The 15682-nt window shown below is 43.6% G+C and carries 12 protein-coding genes, 4 tRNA genes and 1 pseudogene; 11 read left to right on the top strand and 6 right to left on the bottom strand.

The features are described from left to right. From DPF90_RS19000 to hemN, 5 genes and pseudogenes are all read left to right on the top strand, one after another. A pseudogene (locus DPF90_RS19000) lies at positions 1–279 on the top strand (IS4 family transposase); the annotation flags it as partial. Positions 280–1054: 775 nt separating this feature from the next. After that, entirely contained in the window at positions 1055–1693 is a 639-nt protein-coding gene (locus tag DPF90_RS18995; RefSeq protein ID WP_162814063.1) for a class I SAM-dependent methyltransferase, read from the top strand. After that, positions 1693–2259 carry a Der GTPase-activating protein YihI gene (yihI, locus tag DPF90_RS18990; RefSeq protein ID WP_114787878.1) on the top strand — a complete coding sequence of 189 codons (567 nt, stop codon included), beginning with the start codon at positions 1693–1695 and terminating at the stop codon, positions 2257–2259. The genes DPF90_RS18995 and yihI overlap by 1 nt, the downstream gene beginning before the upstream one ends. Positions 2260–2267: 8 nt before the next feature. Continuing rightward, the gene (locus DPF90_RS18985) at positions 2268–2756 is read left to right on the top strand and encodes a DUF2489 domain-containing protein (protein WP_114787877.1); all 489 of its coding nucleotides are present in this window, start codon (positions 2268–2270) and stop codon (positions 2754–2756) included. A gap of 172 nt (positions 2757–2928) precedes the next feature. Next, positions 2929–4317, top strand: a complete 1389-nt coding sequence (hemN, locus tag DPF90_RS18980; protein ID WP_114787876.1) for an oxygen-independent coproporphyrinogen III oxidase — start codon at positions 2929–2931, stop codon at positions 4315–4317. A gap of 32 nt (positions 4318–4349) precedes the next feature. Here hemN and ilvY read toward each other — a convergent pair whose 3' ends face one another. Further along, on the bottom strand, positions 4350–5240 hold the full coding sequence (gene ilvY / locus DPF90_RS18975) for an HTH-type transcriptional activator IlvY (protein WP_114787875.1): 891 nt from the start codon (positions 5238–5240) through the stop codon (positions 4350–4352). Positions 5241–5382: 142 nt separating this feature from the next. Here ilvY and ilvC point away from each other — a divergent pair, with 142 nt between their 5' ends. Next, entirely contained in the window at positions 5383–6867 is a 1485-nt protein-coding gene (ilvC, locus tag DPF90_RS18970) for a ketol-acid reductoisomerase (protein WP_114787874.1), read from the top strand. Positions 6868–7018: 151 nt separating this feature from the next. Here the strand turns inward: ilvC and ubiK are convergent, their stop codons facing one another. From ubiK to DPF90_RS18950, 4 genes are all read right to left on the bottom strand, one after another. Further along, the gene (ubiK, locus tag DPF90_RS18965; RefSeq protein WP_114787873.1) at positions 7019–7270 is read right to left on the bottom strand and encodes a ubiquinone biosynthesis accessory factor UbiK; all 252 of its coding nucleotides are present in this window, start codon (positions 7268–7270) and stop codon (positions 7019–7021) included. A 132-nt stretch (positions 7271–7402) separates the two neighbouring features. After that, positions 7403–10525 (bottom strand): multidrug efflux RND transporter permease subunit, encoded by a 3123-nt coding sequence (locus DPF90_RS18960; protein WP_114787872.1) that lies wholly within the window; start codon positions 10523–10525, stop codon positions 7403–7405. A 12-nt stretch (positions 10526–10537) separates the two neighbouring features. Continuing rightward, the gene (locus tag DPF90_RS18955) at positions 10538–11644 is read right to left on the bottom strand and encodes an efflux RND transporter periplasmic adaptor subunit (RefSeq protein WP_114787871.1); all 1107 of its coding nucleotides are present in this window, start codon (positions 11642–11644) and stop codon (positions 10538–10540) included. An 18-nt stretch (positions 11645–11662) separates the two neighbouring features. Continuing rightward, a complete protein-coding gene (locus DPF90_RS18950) occupies positions 11663–12229 on the bottom strand; it encodes a TetR/AcrR family transcriptional regulator (RefSeq protein ID WP_114787870.1) in 567 nt (188 codons plus the stop codon). A gap of 222 nt (positions 12230–12451) precedes the next feature. Here DPF90_RS18950 and rep point away from each other — a divergent pair, with 222 nt between their 5' ends. Continuing rightward, positions 12452–14470 (top strand): DNA helicase Rep, encoded by a 2019-nt coding sequence (gene rep / locus DPF90_RS18945; RefSeq protein ID WP_114787869.1) that lies wholly within the window; start codon positions 12452–12454, stop codon positions 14468–14470. Between the two features lie 59 nt (positions 14471–14529). Here the strand turns inward: rep and DPF90_RS18940 are convergent, their stop codons facing one another. Next, positions 14530–14943 carry a c-type cytochrome gene (locus DPF90_RS18940; RefSeq protein ID WP_114787868.1) on the bottom strand — a complete coding sequence of 138 codons (414 nt, stop codon included), beginning with the start codon at positions 14941–14943 and terminating at the stop codon, positions 14530–14532. A 297-nt stretch (positions 14944–15240) separates the two neighbouring features. Between DPF90_RS18940 and DPF90_RS18935 the strand changes: the two genes are divergently transcribed. The 4 genes from DPF90_RS18935 (at position 15241) to DPF90_RS18920 (ending at position 15633) form a co-directional block, all read left to right on the top strand. After that, a tRNA-Arg gene (locus tag DPF90_RS18935) sits at positions 15241–15317 on the top strand. A gap of 34 nt (positions 15318–15351) precedes the next feature. After that, positions 15352–15427, top strand: a tRNA-His gene (locus DPF90_RS18930). Between the two features lie 4 nt (positions 15428–15431). Further along, positions 15432–15508 (top strand) — tRNA-Pro (locus DPF90_RS18925). Positions 15509–15557: 49 nt separating this feature from the next. After that, positions 15558–15633, top strand: a tRNA-His gene (locus DPF90_RS18920). Positions 15634–15682 lie beyond the last annotated feature (49 nt).

Here is a 15682-nt window from a genome sequence, read left to right as displayed (position 1 = left end):
ATTTTGCTTGCCTATAATTTAGTACGTTTAGAAATGATTCATATTGCCGAAGATGCCAATGTAAGCCCAACTCGGGTTAGCTTCACAGCAGCAATAAATTTGATAGATGCCCAGTTGCGCTGGCTAGCGCTCAGCCCCGATGGCACTTTACCTGTCAGGCTCAAACAAATGCGAGAGAGCATCAGCCATTTCATTTTGCCAGATAAAAGAAAGGACCGAACGTTTCCACGTTCAGTCCTCTTTGTTCGGGCCAAATATCCATTTAGATATAAGTGTTAATACTTATCCGAACGGCATTACAGACACTTGTCTGGGCTTTTTCATATGAGTGATATCACATTGCTCAATGTGTGTGGGTTAGTTATCTGTCTCATAATGCTGTGAGATATTAGCGCTTGTTGCTATCATTTTTTTCTATCAAATTAATATAAACATTTGAAATTTAAAGTTTTATATATTTATCTCTACAGGTGGGTGTTTTTTTTCTTCATCTAGATTGCGTTAATTTTGTTAGAAGTTAGAGTAATCAAATCTGCTGAGTATTCACCTGTATCACTCAGGAAGTGTAGTAAGCAGGAAGCCTACATGATAGGGATGATCGCTTTGTCTGAGGGTTTAGACAATGAAAAGGATCAGGCTAAGGAAAAGCCCAGAGACAGGAAGTGAAAGGATGATTAAAATTCACTAGGATGGTGAAAAACAACATCTTTGGCAAGGAAAGCGTTAATAACAAACGGACATTTAACGCAAGTATATCACTGCGTATTATTGCCGCACGGCAAGCTTAGAGAGCGATAGGTATTTCCTATCGCTTTTTTATTTCAACCAGATATATAGTGTCTAAAACTCAAAATGATTTGCCAGTGTAGCTTGGATACATCATACAATCTGGGAGTCTACCAACTCAGCGCTTTATTATAACGAGCTCTCTAAACCCCAGACGCTGCTTTACTCGCGGTGAATATTTTTCACAACTGATGATTATTTGCCCAATAATACTCCACTCTGGCGTCAGTTTCTGGTATGTTTCGCATCCCTGTTTGAGGATGCCATCATGAATTACTGCCCACTTTGCCATAGTTCCGCACTCTTGGATTATTATCAGGATAAACATCGTGCTTATCTTCAGTGTCAAGAATGTGAACTAGTCTATGTGGATCCTGAACAAAGATTGGATGCAAAAGCGGAAAAAGCCCACTACGATCTGCATGAGAACGATCCAAATGATGCTGGCTACCGTAACTTCTTATCAAGGATCGCCGATCCTATGTTAGAGCGCATAAAGCCTAGCTCAGAAGGGCTAGATTTTGGCTGTGGCCCTGGTCCGACGTTGTCTTTGATGTTAGAAGAGCAGGGACATAAAATGTCTTTGTACGACCTTTATTATTACCCTAACTCTGAGGTATTGGCGCGTACTTTTGATTTTGTGACTGCCACGGAAGTGATTGAGCATCTCTATCATCCAGATAAAGTATGGCAGCAATGGTTAAATTTAGTTAAGCCTGGTGGCTGGATTGGCCTGATGACCAAGATGGTTATCGATGTTGAGGCGTTTGCAAAATGGCACTACAAAAATGACCCAACTCATGTGGTCTTTTTTAGCCGCAATACGTTTAAGTATTTGGCTGAGCGGGATAAGCTCAAACTCGAATTTGTTGGAAATGATGTAATTCTACTGAGGAAACCCCAGTAATGAGCCGTAGTAAAAAAGTAAAATCAGGTGGTAATGGCGATCTGATTGTAGTGCGTAACCGGACCCAAGCTGATGTTGAAGGGCGTTTGCGCAAGAAAGATAAAAAGCGCAAAGGATTAAAAACCGGAAATCGTAATTCAGAAGCGAAAAAGCAAGCGCATACATCGTCTGGTCAAGCAAGTGATCCACGTTTGGGCAGCAAAAAGAAAATTCCACTGGTAGTGGAAACGGTCAAAAAAACGACCAAGGCACAGCGCCGTCTAAATGCAGAGCAAGAATTAGACATGTTGGAAAATGATGCTCAGCTTAATGTTTTGCTTGACCGTCTTGATAATGGTGAAAGCCTAGGTGCTGGTCTACAGAAGTACGTTGATGAAAAACTTGCTCGTATCGAAGTACTGATGAAACAGTTGGGTATTTATGTCGAAGATGATTCCGAGGATGAAAACTTAACCTTGGGTGATGATGTATCCTCTGCTGAGAAGAAAGCGACTGAGCAATCGTTATCTGATGACGAGTTACTGTCACAGTTTGAAGATCTCGATCTGAATCAGTTTAAAGGGTAGAGCGTTTGATGAATGTAACCTTATTAGCCATAGTCGGTGGAGTCATTATTTTCGCTTTAGCGTCTTATGCCGGTTACCTTCTGCTCCAATTAAAGAAGCAAAAGGAATTGCAGCAGCATCATGCCAAATTAGCCATTGATAAGCGCAATGCTAATATTTTCGAAAACGTACGTATTTTATGTATGGCTGGTATTCAGGGCCAATGTGATTTATCGGAAATAAGTATCCGTGTGTACAACATTATGGATTATGTGCAGGGAGAAGAGCGGGTTGATTTTGATAAAGAATTTCCGGCAACGTCAGAACTCTATCATTTGGTAAAAGATATGGCTCGCGGCGATGATAGGCAACAACTGGCTAAAAAAGAGCGTATGAAGCAAAACCTTGAACGGCACAAGGCAGAGTCACGCCTAGAACAAGCTGTTATCGAGGAACTAAAACAGCTACAAGAGAAAGTTCAACCACTCAACAACCAAATTAATATTCAGATGGTATAGCAATAGCAAGGCAGCGTGTTTTGGGTAAGTGATCGAGTTATCAGTTCTCACTATTACTGCCTTATAAATACTGAGCTTGCCTTTGTTCTTCAAATGTATGTGGCAGAATAAGCGGAGTATTAGCGCGGTTACTCAGACCGCCTGCGTATGATTTCACAAACGGAAGGACACTATGTCTCAGCCAGTCGCTGCAAGCCAACAAATAGTTTGGGATCAAGCCGTACTTGATAAGTATAATTACGCTGGTCCTCGTTATACGTCTTATCCCACAGCGCTAGAGCTTCATGAGGCGTTTACTATTGCTGATTACGACATGGCTTGTACTGAGTATCCAGAGCGTCCATTATCTCTATACATCCACATTCCGTTTTGTCACAAGCTTTGTTATTACTGTGGGTGTAATAAAGTTATCACACGCCATGCCCATAAAGCCGATCAATATCTGGATGTTCTTGAGCAAGAAATTCTTACGCGGGCGTCACTGCTGCAAGGGCGTAGAGTGACCCAGCTTCATTTAGGCGGTGGAACCCCCACTTTTCTTAGTAAGCAGCAAATTAGCCGCTTGATGAACACCTTAAGGGCTGAGTTTTGTTTCGAAGATGACGCTGAAATAAGTATTGAGGTGGACCCTAGGGAAATCGAGCTGGATACACTAGATCATCTTTGCCATCAGGGATTCAACCGTTTAAGTATTGGTGTCCAAGACTTTGACAAGCAAGTTCAAAAGTTAGTAAATCGTGAGCAAGATGAAGCGTTTATTTTTGCTTTGGTCGAGCGAGCGAAAACGCTTGGTTTCCGTTCAACAAACTTAGACCTTATTTATGGTCTGCCCAAACAGACACGAGAGCGCTTTGCTAACACATTGGCTCAAGTGTTAGACCTGCAACCAGGCCGTTTGTCTATATTTAACTATGCTCACATGCCGCAACTGTTTGCCGCTCAGCGTAAAATTAAAGATGAAGACTTGCCCAAAGCACAGGAAAAGATGGATATTCTTCAAGATACTATCTCGACCTTAACCAAGGCAGGCTATCAGTATATTGGTATGGACCATTTTGCCAAGCCCGATGATGAGCTGGCTGTTGCTCAGCGTCATGGTGTTTTGCATCGTAACTTCCAAGGTTATACTACACAGGGTGAGTGCGATCTCGTGGGCTTTGGCGTGTCTGCGATTTCCATGATTGGAAATGCCTATGCTCAGAATCAAAAGGATTTGAAGACCTATTGTGAGCAAGTGTTTTCCCATAGACATGCACTTTGGAAGGGCTTATCTCTTGATAGTGATGACTTACTACGCCGTGAGGTCATTAAACAACTTATTTGTAACTTCAAACTTGATGTCAGCACAATTGAGTCGGAGTTTGGTATCCGGTTTGGCGATTACTTTAAAGACGATATTAAACTGTTACAAACCTTCATTGACGATGAATTGGTTGAGATGACGGAAAAGGAGCTACTGGTCACTCTTCGTGGACGGCTGCTTATTCGCAATATTTGTATGTGTTTTGATAAGTACTTGCGCATCAAGGCGCGTCAGCAGCAATTTTCCAGAGTCATATGATTTACCCTATCTAGATACATCATTGATAAAAGCTAGGAAACAATATAAGTGCTTTGCGCGACTTGCCACAAAGCTTTGACTAGTGGGTTGTCCCACTGGGAACGTTTGCAACATACCCCAAGCTTGAACGGTTTGATTGAAGCGACTTTCAATCTGTGAATCTTTTCTTTGACTGGACTATTATTGATCACCACGTCAGGGGCAATGCCCACGCCACAACCTAGCGCCACCATGCTGACAATAGCTTCATGCCCTGAAACATGAGCATAGATATTTGGTTTTATTTTCATTGATCTAAACCAAGTGTTGGCCCGTTCTCTTGCTGTACCTGACTCTGGGATGATAAAGGGTATTTGGGTCCAATCTGGTTTAGCTTCTTGCAAAGCTTGAGTAAGACTACTGATACCCGCGGGCGCGATAACAGACAATGGAATTTCACTTATCGTTTCAAACTTTAGTTTAGCGGGCAGTTGGTCGGGCTGTGCTGAAATGGCGACGTCAACTTCATCACTGAGTACTTTGTCTATTGCTTGCGCAGGATCCCCCGTTGATAATTTAAACTCAATAAAAGGATGTCGTAGGCGAAACTCAGACAGTAGTTCGGGAAGATGACTATAGCTGGCAGTGACAGAACAAAATAAACGAATCTCGCCTTTGAGCTCCTGCTCCTCATCTTGCAATTGAGAGTAAAAACTTTGCCACTCAGTTATTATTTTCAGCGCGACAGGCATTAATTTCTTTGCAGCAGGGGTAAGCTCGACGCTGCGGTTATCACGCACAAACAGTTCCTGCCCTGTTTCTGACTCTAGCTTTTGTATCTGCCTGCTAAGAGCTGAGGGACTGACATGCATGGCAGAAGCCGTTTTGGCAAAGCTTTTACTATCACACAAGTGAATAAAGAGTTGTAAGTGCTTTATGTTCATAAATAGCTGGTTCCATGTTGCAATTTTTGCAATAACTACTTGTGAATATATCACTTTAAGCAAGCTTGTGTCTGTTTTAGTATCGAGATATTCGGTGATTAGAGACCGACCAAAGCGGATATATCTTTAAAGGAGAGCCGACATGGCTAACTATTTCAATACACTAAACTTACGAGAGCAGCTAGATCAGCTTGGCCGCTGCCGTTTCATGGATCGCAGTGAGTTTGCAACAGAAGCTGATTACCTAAAAGGTAAGAAAGTGGTCATTGTTGGCTGTGGTGCTCAAGGTCTAAACCAAGGCCTAAATATGCGTGATTCAGGTTTGGATGTGTCTTACGCATTGCGTCAAGCTGCTATCGATGAGCAGCGTCAATCTTTTAAAAATGCGCAAGAAAATGGTTTTGAAGTAGGCAGCTACGAAACGCTTATACCTCAAGCTGATTTAGTGGTTAACCTTACCCCAGATAAGCAGCACACCAATGTGGTAGAAACGGTTATGCCACTAATGAAAGAAGGCGCTGCACTTGGTTACTCGCACGGTTTTAACATTGTTGAAGAGGGTATGCAGATCCGTAAGGACTTAACCGTTGTTATGGTCGCGCCTAAATGTCCAGGTACCGAGGTTCGCGAAGAGTATAAGCGTGGTTTTGGTGTTCCTACCTTGATTGCAGTGCACCCAGAAAACGACCCTAAGGGCGAAGGTTGGGATATTGCCAAAGCATGGGCTGCTGGGACTGGTGGCCATCGAGCAGGTTGTCTAGAGTCTTCATTTGTTGCTGAAGTTAAGTCTGATCTTGTGGGTGAGCAAACTATCTTGTGTGGTATGTTGCAAGCGGGTTCCATTGTTAGCTATGAGAAAATGGTCGCTGAAGGCATTGATCCAAGCTTTGCAGGTAAATTGATTCAGTACGGTTGGGAAACCATCACTGAAGCGCTTAAGTTTGGCGGCATTACACATATGATGGATCGCCTATCAAACCCAGCAAAAGTTAAAGCATTTGAGCTTTCTGAAGAGCTGAAAGAGCTTATGCGCCCTCTTTATAATAAGCATATGGACGATGTTATTACTGGGCATTTCTCTAGCACCATGATGGCTGACTGGGCTAATGATGATGCAAACCTACTTGGTTGGCGTGCTGAAACTGGTGAGACTGCGTTTGAAAACTATCCAGCTGGTGATGTAGAGATCACTGAGCAAGAGTACTTTGATAAAGGAATATTGCTAGTTGCTATGGTTCGTGCGGGTGTTGAGCTTGCATTCGAAGCTATGACAGCGTCTGGTATTATTGATGAGTCCGCATACTACGAGTCACTACACGAGCTGCCACTTATTGCGAACACAGTAGCGCGTAAGCGTCTGTACGAAATGAACGTTGTTATCTCAGATACGGCAGAATATGGTAACTACCTGTTTGCTAATGTCGCTACCCCGCTATTGCGCGAGAAGTTCATGCCATCAATTAACACAGATGTGATTGGTAAGGGTTTGGGTGAGACCTCAAATCAAGTCGACAATGCGACTCTGATTGCTGTGAATGAAACGATCCGCAATCACCCAGTAGAATACATTGGTGAAGAACTGCGCGGTTACATGACGGACATGAAACGTATCGCTGTGGGCGGTTAATTCATCTTATGAAAAGGCGCATAAACTGCGCCTAATATAGACTCCAGACAGACTGGAGCAATAAATACAAGATAATACACAACATCTAATGCAAAAGGCTTGGTCGATTGAGACCAAGCCTTTTTATTGTTTATGAAACGCTCTCGTGCGCTTATTTCTCTGCTAGTTTATCTTCTAGCTCGGTAAGCTTTTGTTCCATCGCGGTCAGCTTCTCGCGGGTACGCATAAGAACTTGAGTCTGTACATCAAACTCTTCACGGCTCACCACATCTAGCTTGTTTAGCTGGCCTTGAATCACTTGGCGAATTTTCTGGTCGACATCAGCACCTAACTCTTTTACAGGAGTAGGCATGGAGTCATGAATTTGTTTCGCGATCTGCTCTAATTTCTTGGGGTCAAACATGTCAAAAGCTCCTTTACGTTTGTTTCTATTTTACGTAATTGGCTAAAGAAAGTCGCTATGAGAGCGTCAGTTATTGGCGTAAAGAATAAAAAAGGCCACCTCAAAGGGCGGCCTTAGTTTCATATTTTGGGATTATTTTTTATCAGCCAGTTGGCGATGAGCGGCTTTTGCTTCATCGATTCGAGCCAACTTCTCTAAGTCCTTGTCTTCAACAAAAACCGGAAGCGGTTTATGTTTTTCGGCAAGGTAGCTGTATATTACAGGCAGAACAAATAGGGTAAACACAGTCCCTATCGCAAGCCCTGCGACAATAACAATACCAATGCTAAAGCGCTGGGCTGCTCCTGCTCCAGATGCGTACATCAGAGGAATTAGACCCGCGATCATGGCTGCCGTGGTCATTAGGATTGGGCGCAGACGAACTTTGGCTGCCGCCATCACTGCGTCAATTTTACCTAACTTATTATGCAGCTGCTCTTCTTTGGCGACCTCACAGATCAAGATACCATGTTTGGTAATCAAGCCCACTAGGGTTATTAGCCCGACCTGAGAATAGATATTCATCGATGCCGCCCCCCATGCTAGAGATATCAAAGCGCCGCAGATAGCGAGAGGCACGGATACCATAATCACCAGTGGATCTTTTAGCGACTCAAATTGAATTGCTAAGACTAAGAAGATGATCGCTAGTGCCAACCCAAAGGTGGCATAAAGGGCGCTACCTTCAGTAACAAACTGGCGAGATTCACCCATATAATCATGGTTATAACCGCTTGGTAGTTTGTTGTTTGCTATGTCCTCGAACCAATTAATAGCATCACCCATTGCAGTGCCTGGTGCTGGAGCAGCACTTATGGTTGCTGAGTTTAGCTGGTTAAAGTGAGGTAAGGAGCGTGGCTCTGCCACCACATCAATGGTTATTAAGTTACTAAGAGGGAGCGCTTTACCATCTGCACCTTTAACATAGTAGTTTTTCATTGATTCTGGGTTAAGGCGCCACTTACGTTCCACCTGAGGGATCACTTCATAAGAACGACCATTGAGATCGATACGATTCACATAGCCATCAGACATCATAGTGCTTAACGTGGTACCAATATCTTGCATGGTTACCCCATAGGCACCGGCTTTATCCTTATCAATTTTGATTTTCATCGTCGCTGAATCATAGTTAAGATCCAATTCAGAATAGACAAACATAGGGTTAGCGCTCACTTCAGTGAGGATGTCGGTCGCTACGGTAAATAAACTTTCAAACGCATTCGGGGTGGTGAGTACAAACTGAATGGGTAATCCAGAGCCTGCTCCCGGTAACTCCGCCATCTGAAATGCGATTACTGCCATTCCTGGAACTTCTTTTACCAGTTCGGTTACTCTATTTACAACTTCGTTTTGTCCAGCTTCACGTTCACTCCAAGGGACCAAAGAAGCAATACCAAAGGCTTGATTCGAGCTAGGCACACCGGTAAAGACCTGTGCATAGGCCACTTCTTTTTGATCCGATAGAATAGTATTGACGTCATTCATGGTGTTTTGCATGAAGTCGAGGTTTGCATTTGAGGGCGCTGTGCCCATCAGCATTACAACGCCTTTATCTTCCGAGGGAGCGAGCTCACTTGGAATAAACTTAAATAGCAAAGGTAAGCTGGCAAAAACAATCACCGCAAAACCAATGACCACTGGTCGATGGAGCATCACAGCGCTAAGCATTTTCTCATAGCGCAGAGTCATATTGTCGAGCACATGGTGAACTTTTTGCTCAAATTTGCTTGGCTCCTCATTGGCCTTAAGCATTTTAGAACACATCATGGGTGATAGGGTTAAGGCTATGATGCCTGATACAAATACCGATCCTGCAAGTGTTAAAGCAAACTCTTTAAACAAGGAACCGGTAATGCCTCCCATAAGCGCTATTGGTGCGTAGACCGCGCCTAGAGTTAAGGTCATAGCGATAACTGGAACTGCAATTTCCCTCGTTCCTATAATGGCTGATCTAAATGGTGACTCGCCAAGTTTGATATGCCTATCGACGTTTTCTAGAACGACGATAGCATCATCAACCACCAAGCCTATCGCAAGAACCATGGCCAGTAGCGTCATTAAGTTCCATGAAAAGCCCATGGCTTGCATCACCATAGCGACACCAATCAATGACAATGGAATAGTGACTATGGGAATTAAAACGGCGCGAAACGAGCCTAAAAACAGAGTAATTACCACAAGTACAATTAATGCAGCTTCAGCGATAGTATGAATAACTTCATTAATTGACTCATTGATAGCAATGGTTGAGTCATACATCACGTTCATTTTGATGTTGCTCGGCAGATCTTTCTCTAACTGAGGAAGCATCTTGTGTACATCAGCGGCAATATTGATTGGGTTAGCCGTTGGCGCTGCGTTAATCGCGGCAACGACAGCCTCTTGACCATTGGCGCTGGCGCGATAGGTATCATGGCTCTTTTCAAGCGTTACCTTAGCTATATCCCCCAAGCGAGTAACCTTGCCCATATCAGAGCTAACCACCAAGTTTCTCAGCTCTTCCTCATTAGAAACTTGAGTGTCTGCGCTGCCGTTGTAAAGAACAAACTCACCTACCGCTTGGCCTGCGGCTGACTGGTAGTTGTTAGCATCCAAAACACCCATTACATCATTTGCGGTTAAGCCAAAAGCTGCCATTTTAGCTGGGTCAAGCCAGACACGTAGTGCATATTTAAGGCCGCCGTAGAGGTCAATTTTAGAAACGCCATTAACGGTAAAGAGCTGTGGATTAACTACTCGCTCAAGATAATCAGTGATTTGACTCGATGATAGCTCATCACTGGTAAAGCCAATATACAAAACCGCAGTCGTTGAACCTGTTGACATGGTTACAGTCGGGTCTTCTGCTTCTTTCGGCAGCTGAGAGCGAACCGAGTTGGTTTTGGCCAAAATATCAGACAGGGCCGAGTTTGGGTCAGTGTTCAACTTCATATTGACGGTAATAGTAGAAGTACCGAGTTCAGAAGATGAAGTCATGTAGTCGATATTATCAGCTTGAGCTACGGCTTGCTCTAAAGGCTGAGTAATAAAGCCTTGAATCAAATCAGCACTGGCTCCGTAGTAGCTAGTGGTCACCGTGACTACGGTGTTAGTCATTTCAGGGTATTCGCGTACTTGCATTTTGAACACGGCTTGCAAACCAAGCAGCGCGATCAAAAAGCTGACTGATACCGCTAAAACTGGACGTTTAATAAAAACATCAGTAAAGCGCATGAGGCCTCCAGATTAGAGCATAGGTGTTTCAGCTGGTGGAGTAGTGGCATCGCTTTCTACTACACGCACTTTTGCATCGTTGCTGAGGCGCACTTGACCTGATGTGACCACCATGTCGCCTGGTTTAACGCCTTCTAGAATATGAGCAATATCTCTTACTCGCTCACCGACTTTAACCACTTGCTGTTTGACGCGCTTTTCCCCATCTTGCTCGGAGATGATGTATACATTGTCACCATAAAGAGTAAAGGTGATAGCGGTTTGTGGTAGGGTTACTTGGTTTTCCATGATTGGCAGTATGATGTTAGCCCTAGCAAACATCCCGCTGCGCAGCTTTCCATGACTATTTGGAATGTCTGCTTGCACTTGAATCAAGCCACTTTGTACGCTAACCGCAGGCTCAATAGCAGTGATGGAACCTTGAAAAGGAGTATCTGGGTAGGCATCGACAAAGATGTCGACTTGTTGCTCTAGGCTGATACGTGAAATGTCAGTTTGCGGCACAGTAAAGCGCAGGCGCATGACACTGGTATCCTCGAGGCGAACAATATCTGTACCTGTTTGCAGGTATTGCCCTAGATAAACATTACGAATGCCGACTACGCCAGCAAAAGGTGCTTTGATTTCGCGTCTGTCGATAGTGGCTTTAAGGCTATCGATATCAGATTTGAGCGAGAAAAAGTTAGCTTCAGCGTCATCGAGGGTTTCTTTTGATACTGAGCCTTTTTTGTAAAGGCCTTGATAGCGCTTGTATTTGGCTTGTGCGGCTGGTAGTTTCGCTTCGGCGCTCTTGAGATCAGCTTTTTCGACCGATGAGTCTAGCATTACCAAAGGTTGGCCTTCTTCGACATTGGTGCCTGAGTCAAAGGCAATTTTATCAATCACGCCCGCTGATTCATTGGCAACTGTGACGCCTTGGTTAGGCTCGATAAAGCCAATGGCTTCGATAACAGGTACCCAGTCGACCGCTTGAACTTGAGTAGCCGTGACTGGGAACTCTGGTTCGGGACGGTTAGCTAAGAATTCTTCTATTTTATGTTGTTTGAACATATTAAAGCCTATCACGCTACCAAAGAGTAGTGTTGCGATAAGCAGCATATAAAAAGTCCACTTTTTCATTCTTATTAGAACTCCAAATTAGTGTTTGATAATCGCATCCCAACTAGCTTCAATGGCCGCATCAATGGCTGCTTGATCCAATTGGTAATATCCAAGAGCTTGCTTGCGTGCCAAAGTGACACTGACTTCTAGACTCAGTGCTGCCAACACTGGGTTATCTAGAGGCTTAAATAGCCCTTGTTCTCGACCTTCTGTAAAAAATTTATCCACTTTGCTAAACATTTTTCGCTCAATTTCCTTAGTTTCATGATTGCGCATGCAAGGCAAGGAATCGTATTGCGCTCGATTCTTCAAGTTATCGATGTTGGCTTGTGAGAGATCGAAAATGTTTAGCCACATAGTTCGAAATCGTTCCTTGAGTGGCATAGCATTATCAACGCCACGTTGAACAACTTCAGCATTTCGTTGTACTACCGCTAGTCTTACTTGTAGCAATAAATCTTCCTTGTCAGAGAAATAGCGGTATATCGTTCCTGCTGCAACGCCAGCTTCCTTGGCCAATTTATGCATCGAGAAGCCCTGAAAACCTGATTCAGCGATAAGGTCTTCGGCGGCATCTATGATTTGCTGTCTTTTATCTACCATAGAACTAGATCCAGACACTTACATATAGTGGGTGAATGAACGTTCATTCATTATAGCTTAAAATACCATCCAATATGCAACAAAACTTCTTATAATTTATGAAAAAACGTTCAATTAACTTTTTTGATAAAGATTTAGCTTTGGGTAAGCGATGCCTAATCGTAGCAATCTTCTTATTGCACGATTATGATATAGCCTTTGATTTACATTCCTGAGATGGCCATGAAGCTTAACCCCAATCAAGATGAAGCCGTGAAATACGTGTCTGGTCCATGTTTAGTCCTTGCTGGGGCAGGTTCAGGTAAGACGCGAGTGATCACTAATAAAATTGCTTATCTAGTTAAGCAGTGCGGTTACAAAGCGCGTAATATTGCTGCGGTCACTTTCACCAATAAAGCTGCGCGTGAAATGAAAGAGCGTGTAGCGCAAACGCTGGGCAAAAGTGAATCTAAAGGGTTAATGGTTTCAACTTTTCACACCCTGGGCTTAAACATTATTAAACGTGAGTATAAAGCACTGGGGCTCAAGCCCGGATTCTCCTTATTTGATGACCAAGATCAGTTGGCCCTTTTAAAAGAGCTGACGGAAAAGCAGCTTGATGGTGATAAAGATTTATTACGTCAACTGCTCAGTGCCATCTCAAATTGGAAAAATGATATGTTGACGCCAGAGCAGGTGATAAAGCGTGCTCAAGGTGAACAGCAGCAACTCTTTGCCCATTGCTTTTCGCTTTATCATAAGCAGATGAAAGCTTATAACGCGCTCGATTTTGATGACCTAATTTTGCTTCCTGTACTATTGATGAAAACTAATCAGGAAGTGTGTCAACGATGGCAAAATCGCATTCGTTATCTTTTGGTAGACGAATATCAAGATACCAACACCAGTCAGTATGAACTGGTCAAATTGATTGTCGGTGAAAGGGGGCGGCTGACAGTGGTTGGTGATGACGATCAGTCGATTTATTCATGGCGCGGCGCCAAGCCTCAGAACTTGGTTTTGCTGGGTCAAGATTATCCTAAACTCAAGCTTATCAAGCTTGAGCAAAACTACCGCTCTACGAGTCGCATTCTGCGGGCAGCCAATATCTTGATTGCTAATAATCCGCACGTGTATGAAAAGTCTTTGTTCTCTGAAATTCCAGATGGAGAAAAGCTCAAAGTTCTATTAGCCAAAGATGAAGAGCACGAGGCAGAGCGGGTTACAGGGGAGCTTATCGCACATAAATTCCTAAATCGCACCGAATATAGAGATTATGCAATTCTTTATCGGGGTAATCATCAATCACGGCTGATTGAAAAATCGCTAATGCAAAACCGTGTGCCCTATAAGCTCTCTGGAGGTACCTCATTTTTCGCCCGTGCGGAAATAAAAGATATCATGGCTTACCTCAGGGTCTTGGTTAATCCGGATGATGATAATGCCTTTCTGCGTATTGTGAATACGCCGCGACGAGAGATAGGTCCGGTGACCTTAGAGAAGCTGGGCAGTTATGCCAATATGCGTGGTAAAAGCTTATTTGAAGCCAGTTTTGAGATTGGTTTAGAGCAACACTTATCTGGTCGAGGATTAGAAAACTTGCGCCGTTTTACTCACTGGTTGGTTAAGATTGCTGACCAATCTGAGCGCGGTGATAAAGTGGAGGCGGTGCGCTCATTGGTTCGTGATATTAATTACGAAGATTGGTTGTATGAGACATCCACTAGTGCTAAAGCTGCCGAGATGCGAATGAAAAATGTATCAGATCTCTATTCATGGATAGTGTCTGACTTAGAAGGTGATAATTACGATCAAGAAGAAAAAAGCTTGAAAGAAGTAGTTCAGCGTCTCACGTTACGTGACATGATGGAGCGTGGTGAGGAAGAAGAAAATACGGATGCGGTGCAATTGATGACATTGCATGCGTCAAAAGGACTTGAGTTCCCATATGTCTATCTAATTGGCTCTGAAGAAGGTATTTTGCCCCACCAAACCAGTATCGATGAAGACAACATAGAGGAAGAGCGCCGCCTAATGTATGTTGGCATTACTCGTGCTCAGCGTGAATTGACTTTCACCATGTGCAAAGAGCGCAGACAGTTTGGGGAGCTAATAAAACCGATCCAAAGCCGATTCCTTGATGAACTTCCTTTTGATGATGTGGAATGGGAAGTAAATAAAAAGCCTCAATCTCAGGAAGAAAGAATGGCAAAAGGCCAAGCGCATATCGCTAACCTCAGAGCAATGTTCAACAACAAGTAGTTTATCTCACCACTATCTCAAGGCTTAGCTTGGGCTAAGCCTCATTTACACTTGCTGAACTATAGGTCTTTAATCATATGTTCAATGGCCGCTACAATCTCATCATCAGAGCAGTCCATACATGTTCCTTTGGCTGGCATAGCATTGAAACCATTGATGGCATGGTTCTTAAGTACATCTTTACCCTGAGCAATACGAGGTGCCCAATCATCGGCATTGCCAGTTTTTGGTGCGCCACTAACGCCAGATGAATGGCAGGCAGTACAAAAGGTGCCATAGACACTCGCTCCATCACGTGGGCCGGTGGGCTCAGCTTTGACGGGTTCTGCACCAGCAAGGTAAACATTGCCGACAGGTTTGACGCGTTCTGCTATCGCATCGTAGTCTGTTTGGCTAATTTTTGCTGCAAAAGAGGCGCTAGAAAAAGTAATAGCAGCCACCACAGCGGTTAAGATTGTTCGAGATATATCCATTTTACTCACTTTACATTCCTAATGGTAAGTTCTTGCTCACCTATATTATTAGATTATTAGAGTGTTGTTTGATTTTCAGCATTTTGCTGAGAAATCAAGTTAAATTTTGATTAATTATATCCTGATAACCTGTTGCAATAAACAGCAAGAGGTATGCATCTATAGGGTTACATAATCGTAAATAGGGGTTTATCACACTTTAATTGCCCAAAAAGACATCAAACGAGAAAAAAACTTTAAAAAGTACTAGACGACATAGTGTGATATACGTATTATTCCACTCCGCCGATAGGGCATGCGCCCGTAGCTCAGCTGGATAGAGCGTTGGCCTCCGGAGCCAAAGGTCGAAGGTTCGAATCCTTTCGGGCGCGCCATTGCCGGAGGGGCATTATCGGTAAAAATATAGTGGTGGCTATAGCTCAGTTGGTAGAGCCCCGGATTGTGATTCCGGTTGTCGCGAGTTCAAGTCTCGTTAGCCACCCCATTCTCGGTGAATAGCGCAGCTTGGTAGCGCATCTGGTTTGGGACCAGAGGGTCGGGGGTTCGAATCCCTCTTCACCGACCACTATCTCGTTTATGGCTTAAATTTAAGCGGTAAACATAAAAATACTGCGGTGGCTATAGCTCAGTTGGTAGAGCCCCGGATTGTGATTCCGGTTGTCGCGAGTTCAAGTCTCGTTAGCCACCCCATTAATTCCTCAGCATACTATCGCTGAGATGATGGAAAATACGATATTTT

Source organism: Vibrio tetraodonis, assembly GCF_003350295.1.
Taxonomy (GTDB): Bacteria; Pseudomonadota; Gammaproteobacteria; order Enterobacterales; family Vibrionaceae; genus Vibrio; species Vibrio tetraodonis.
The sequence above is the reverse complement of the archived record's forward strand: the minus strand, read 5'-3'. Positions and strand labels throughout refer to the sequence as shown.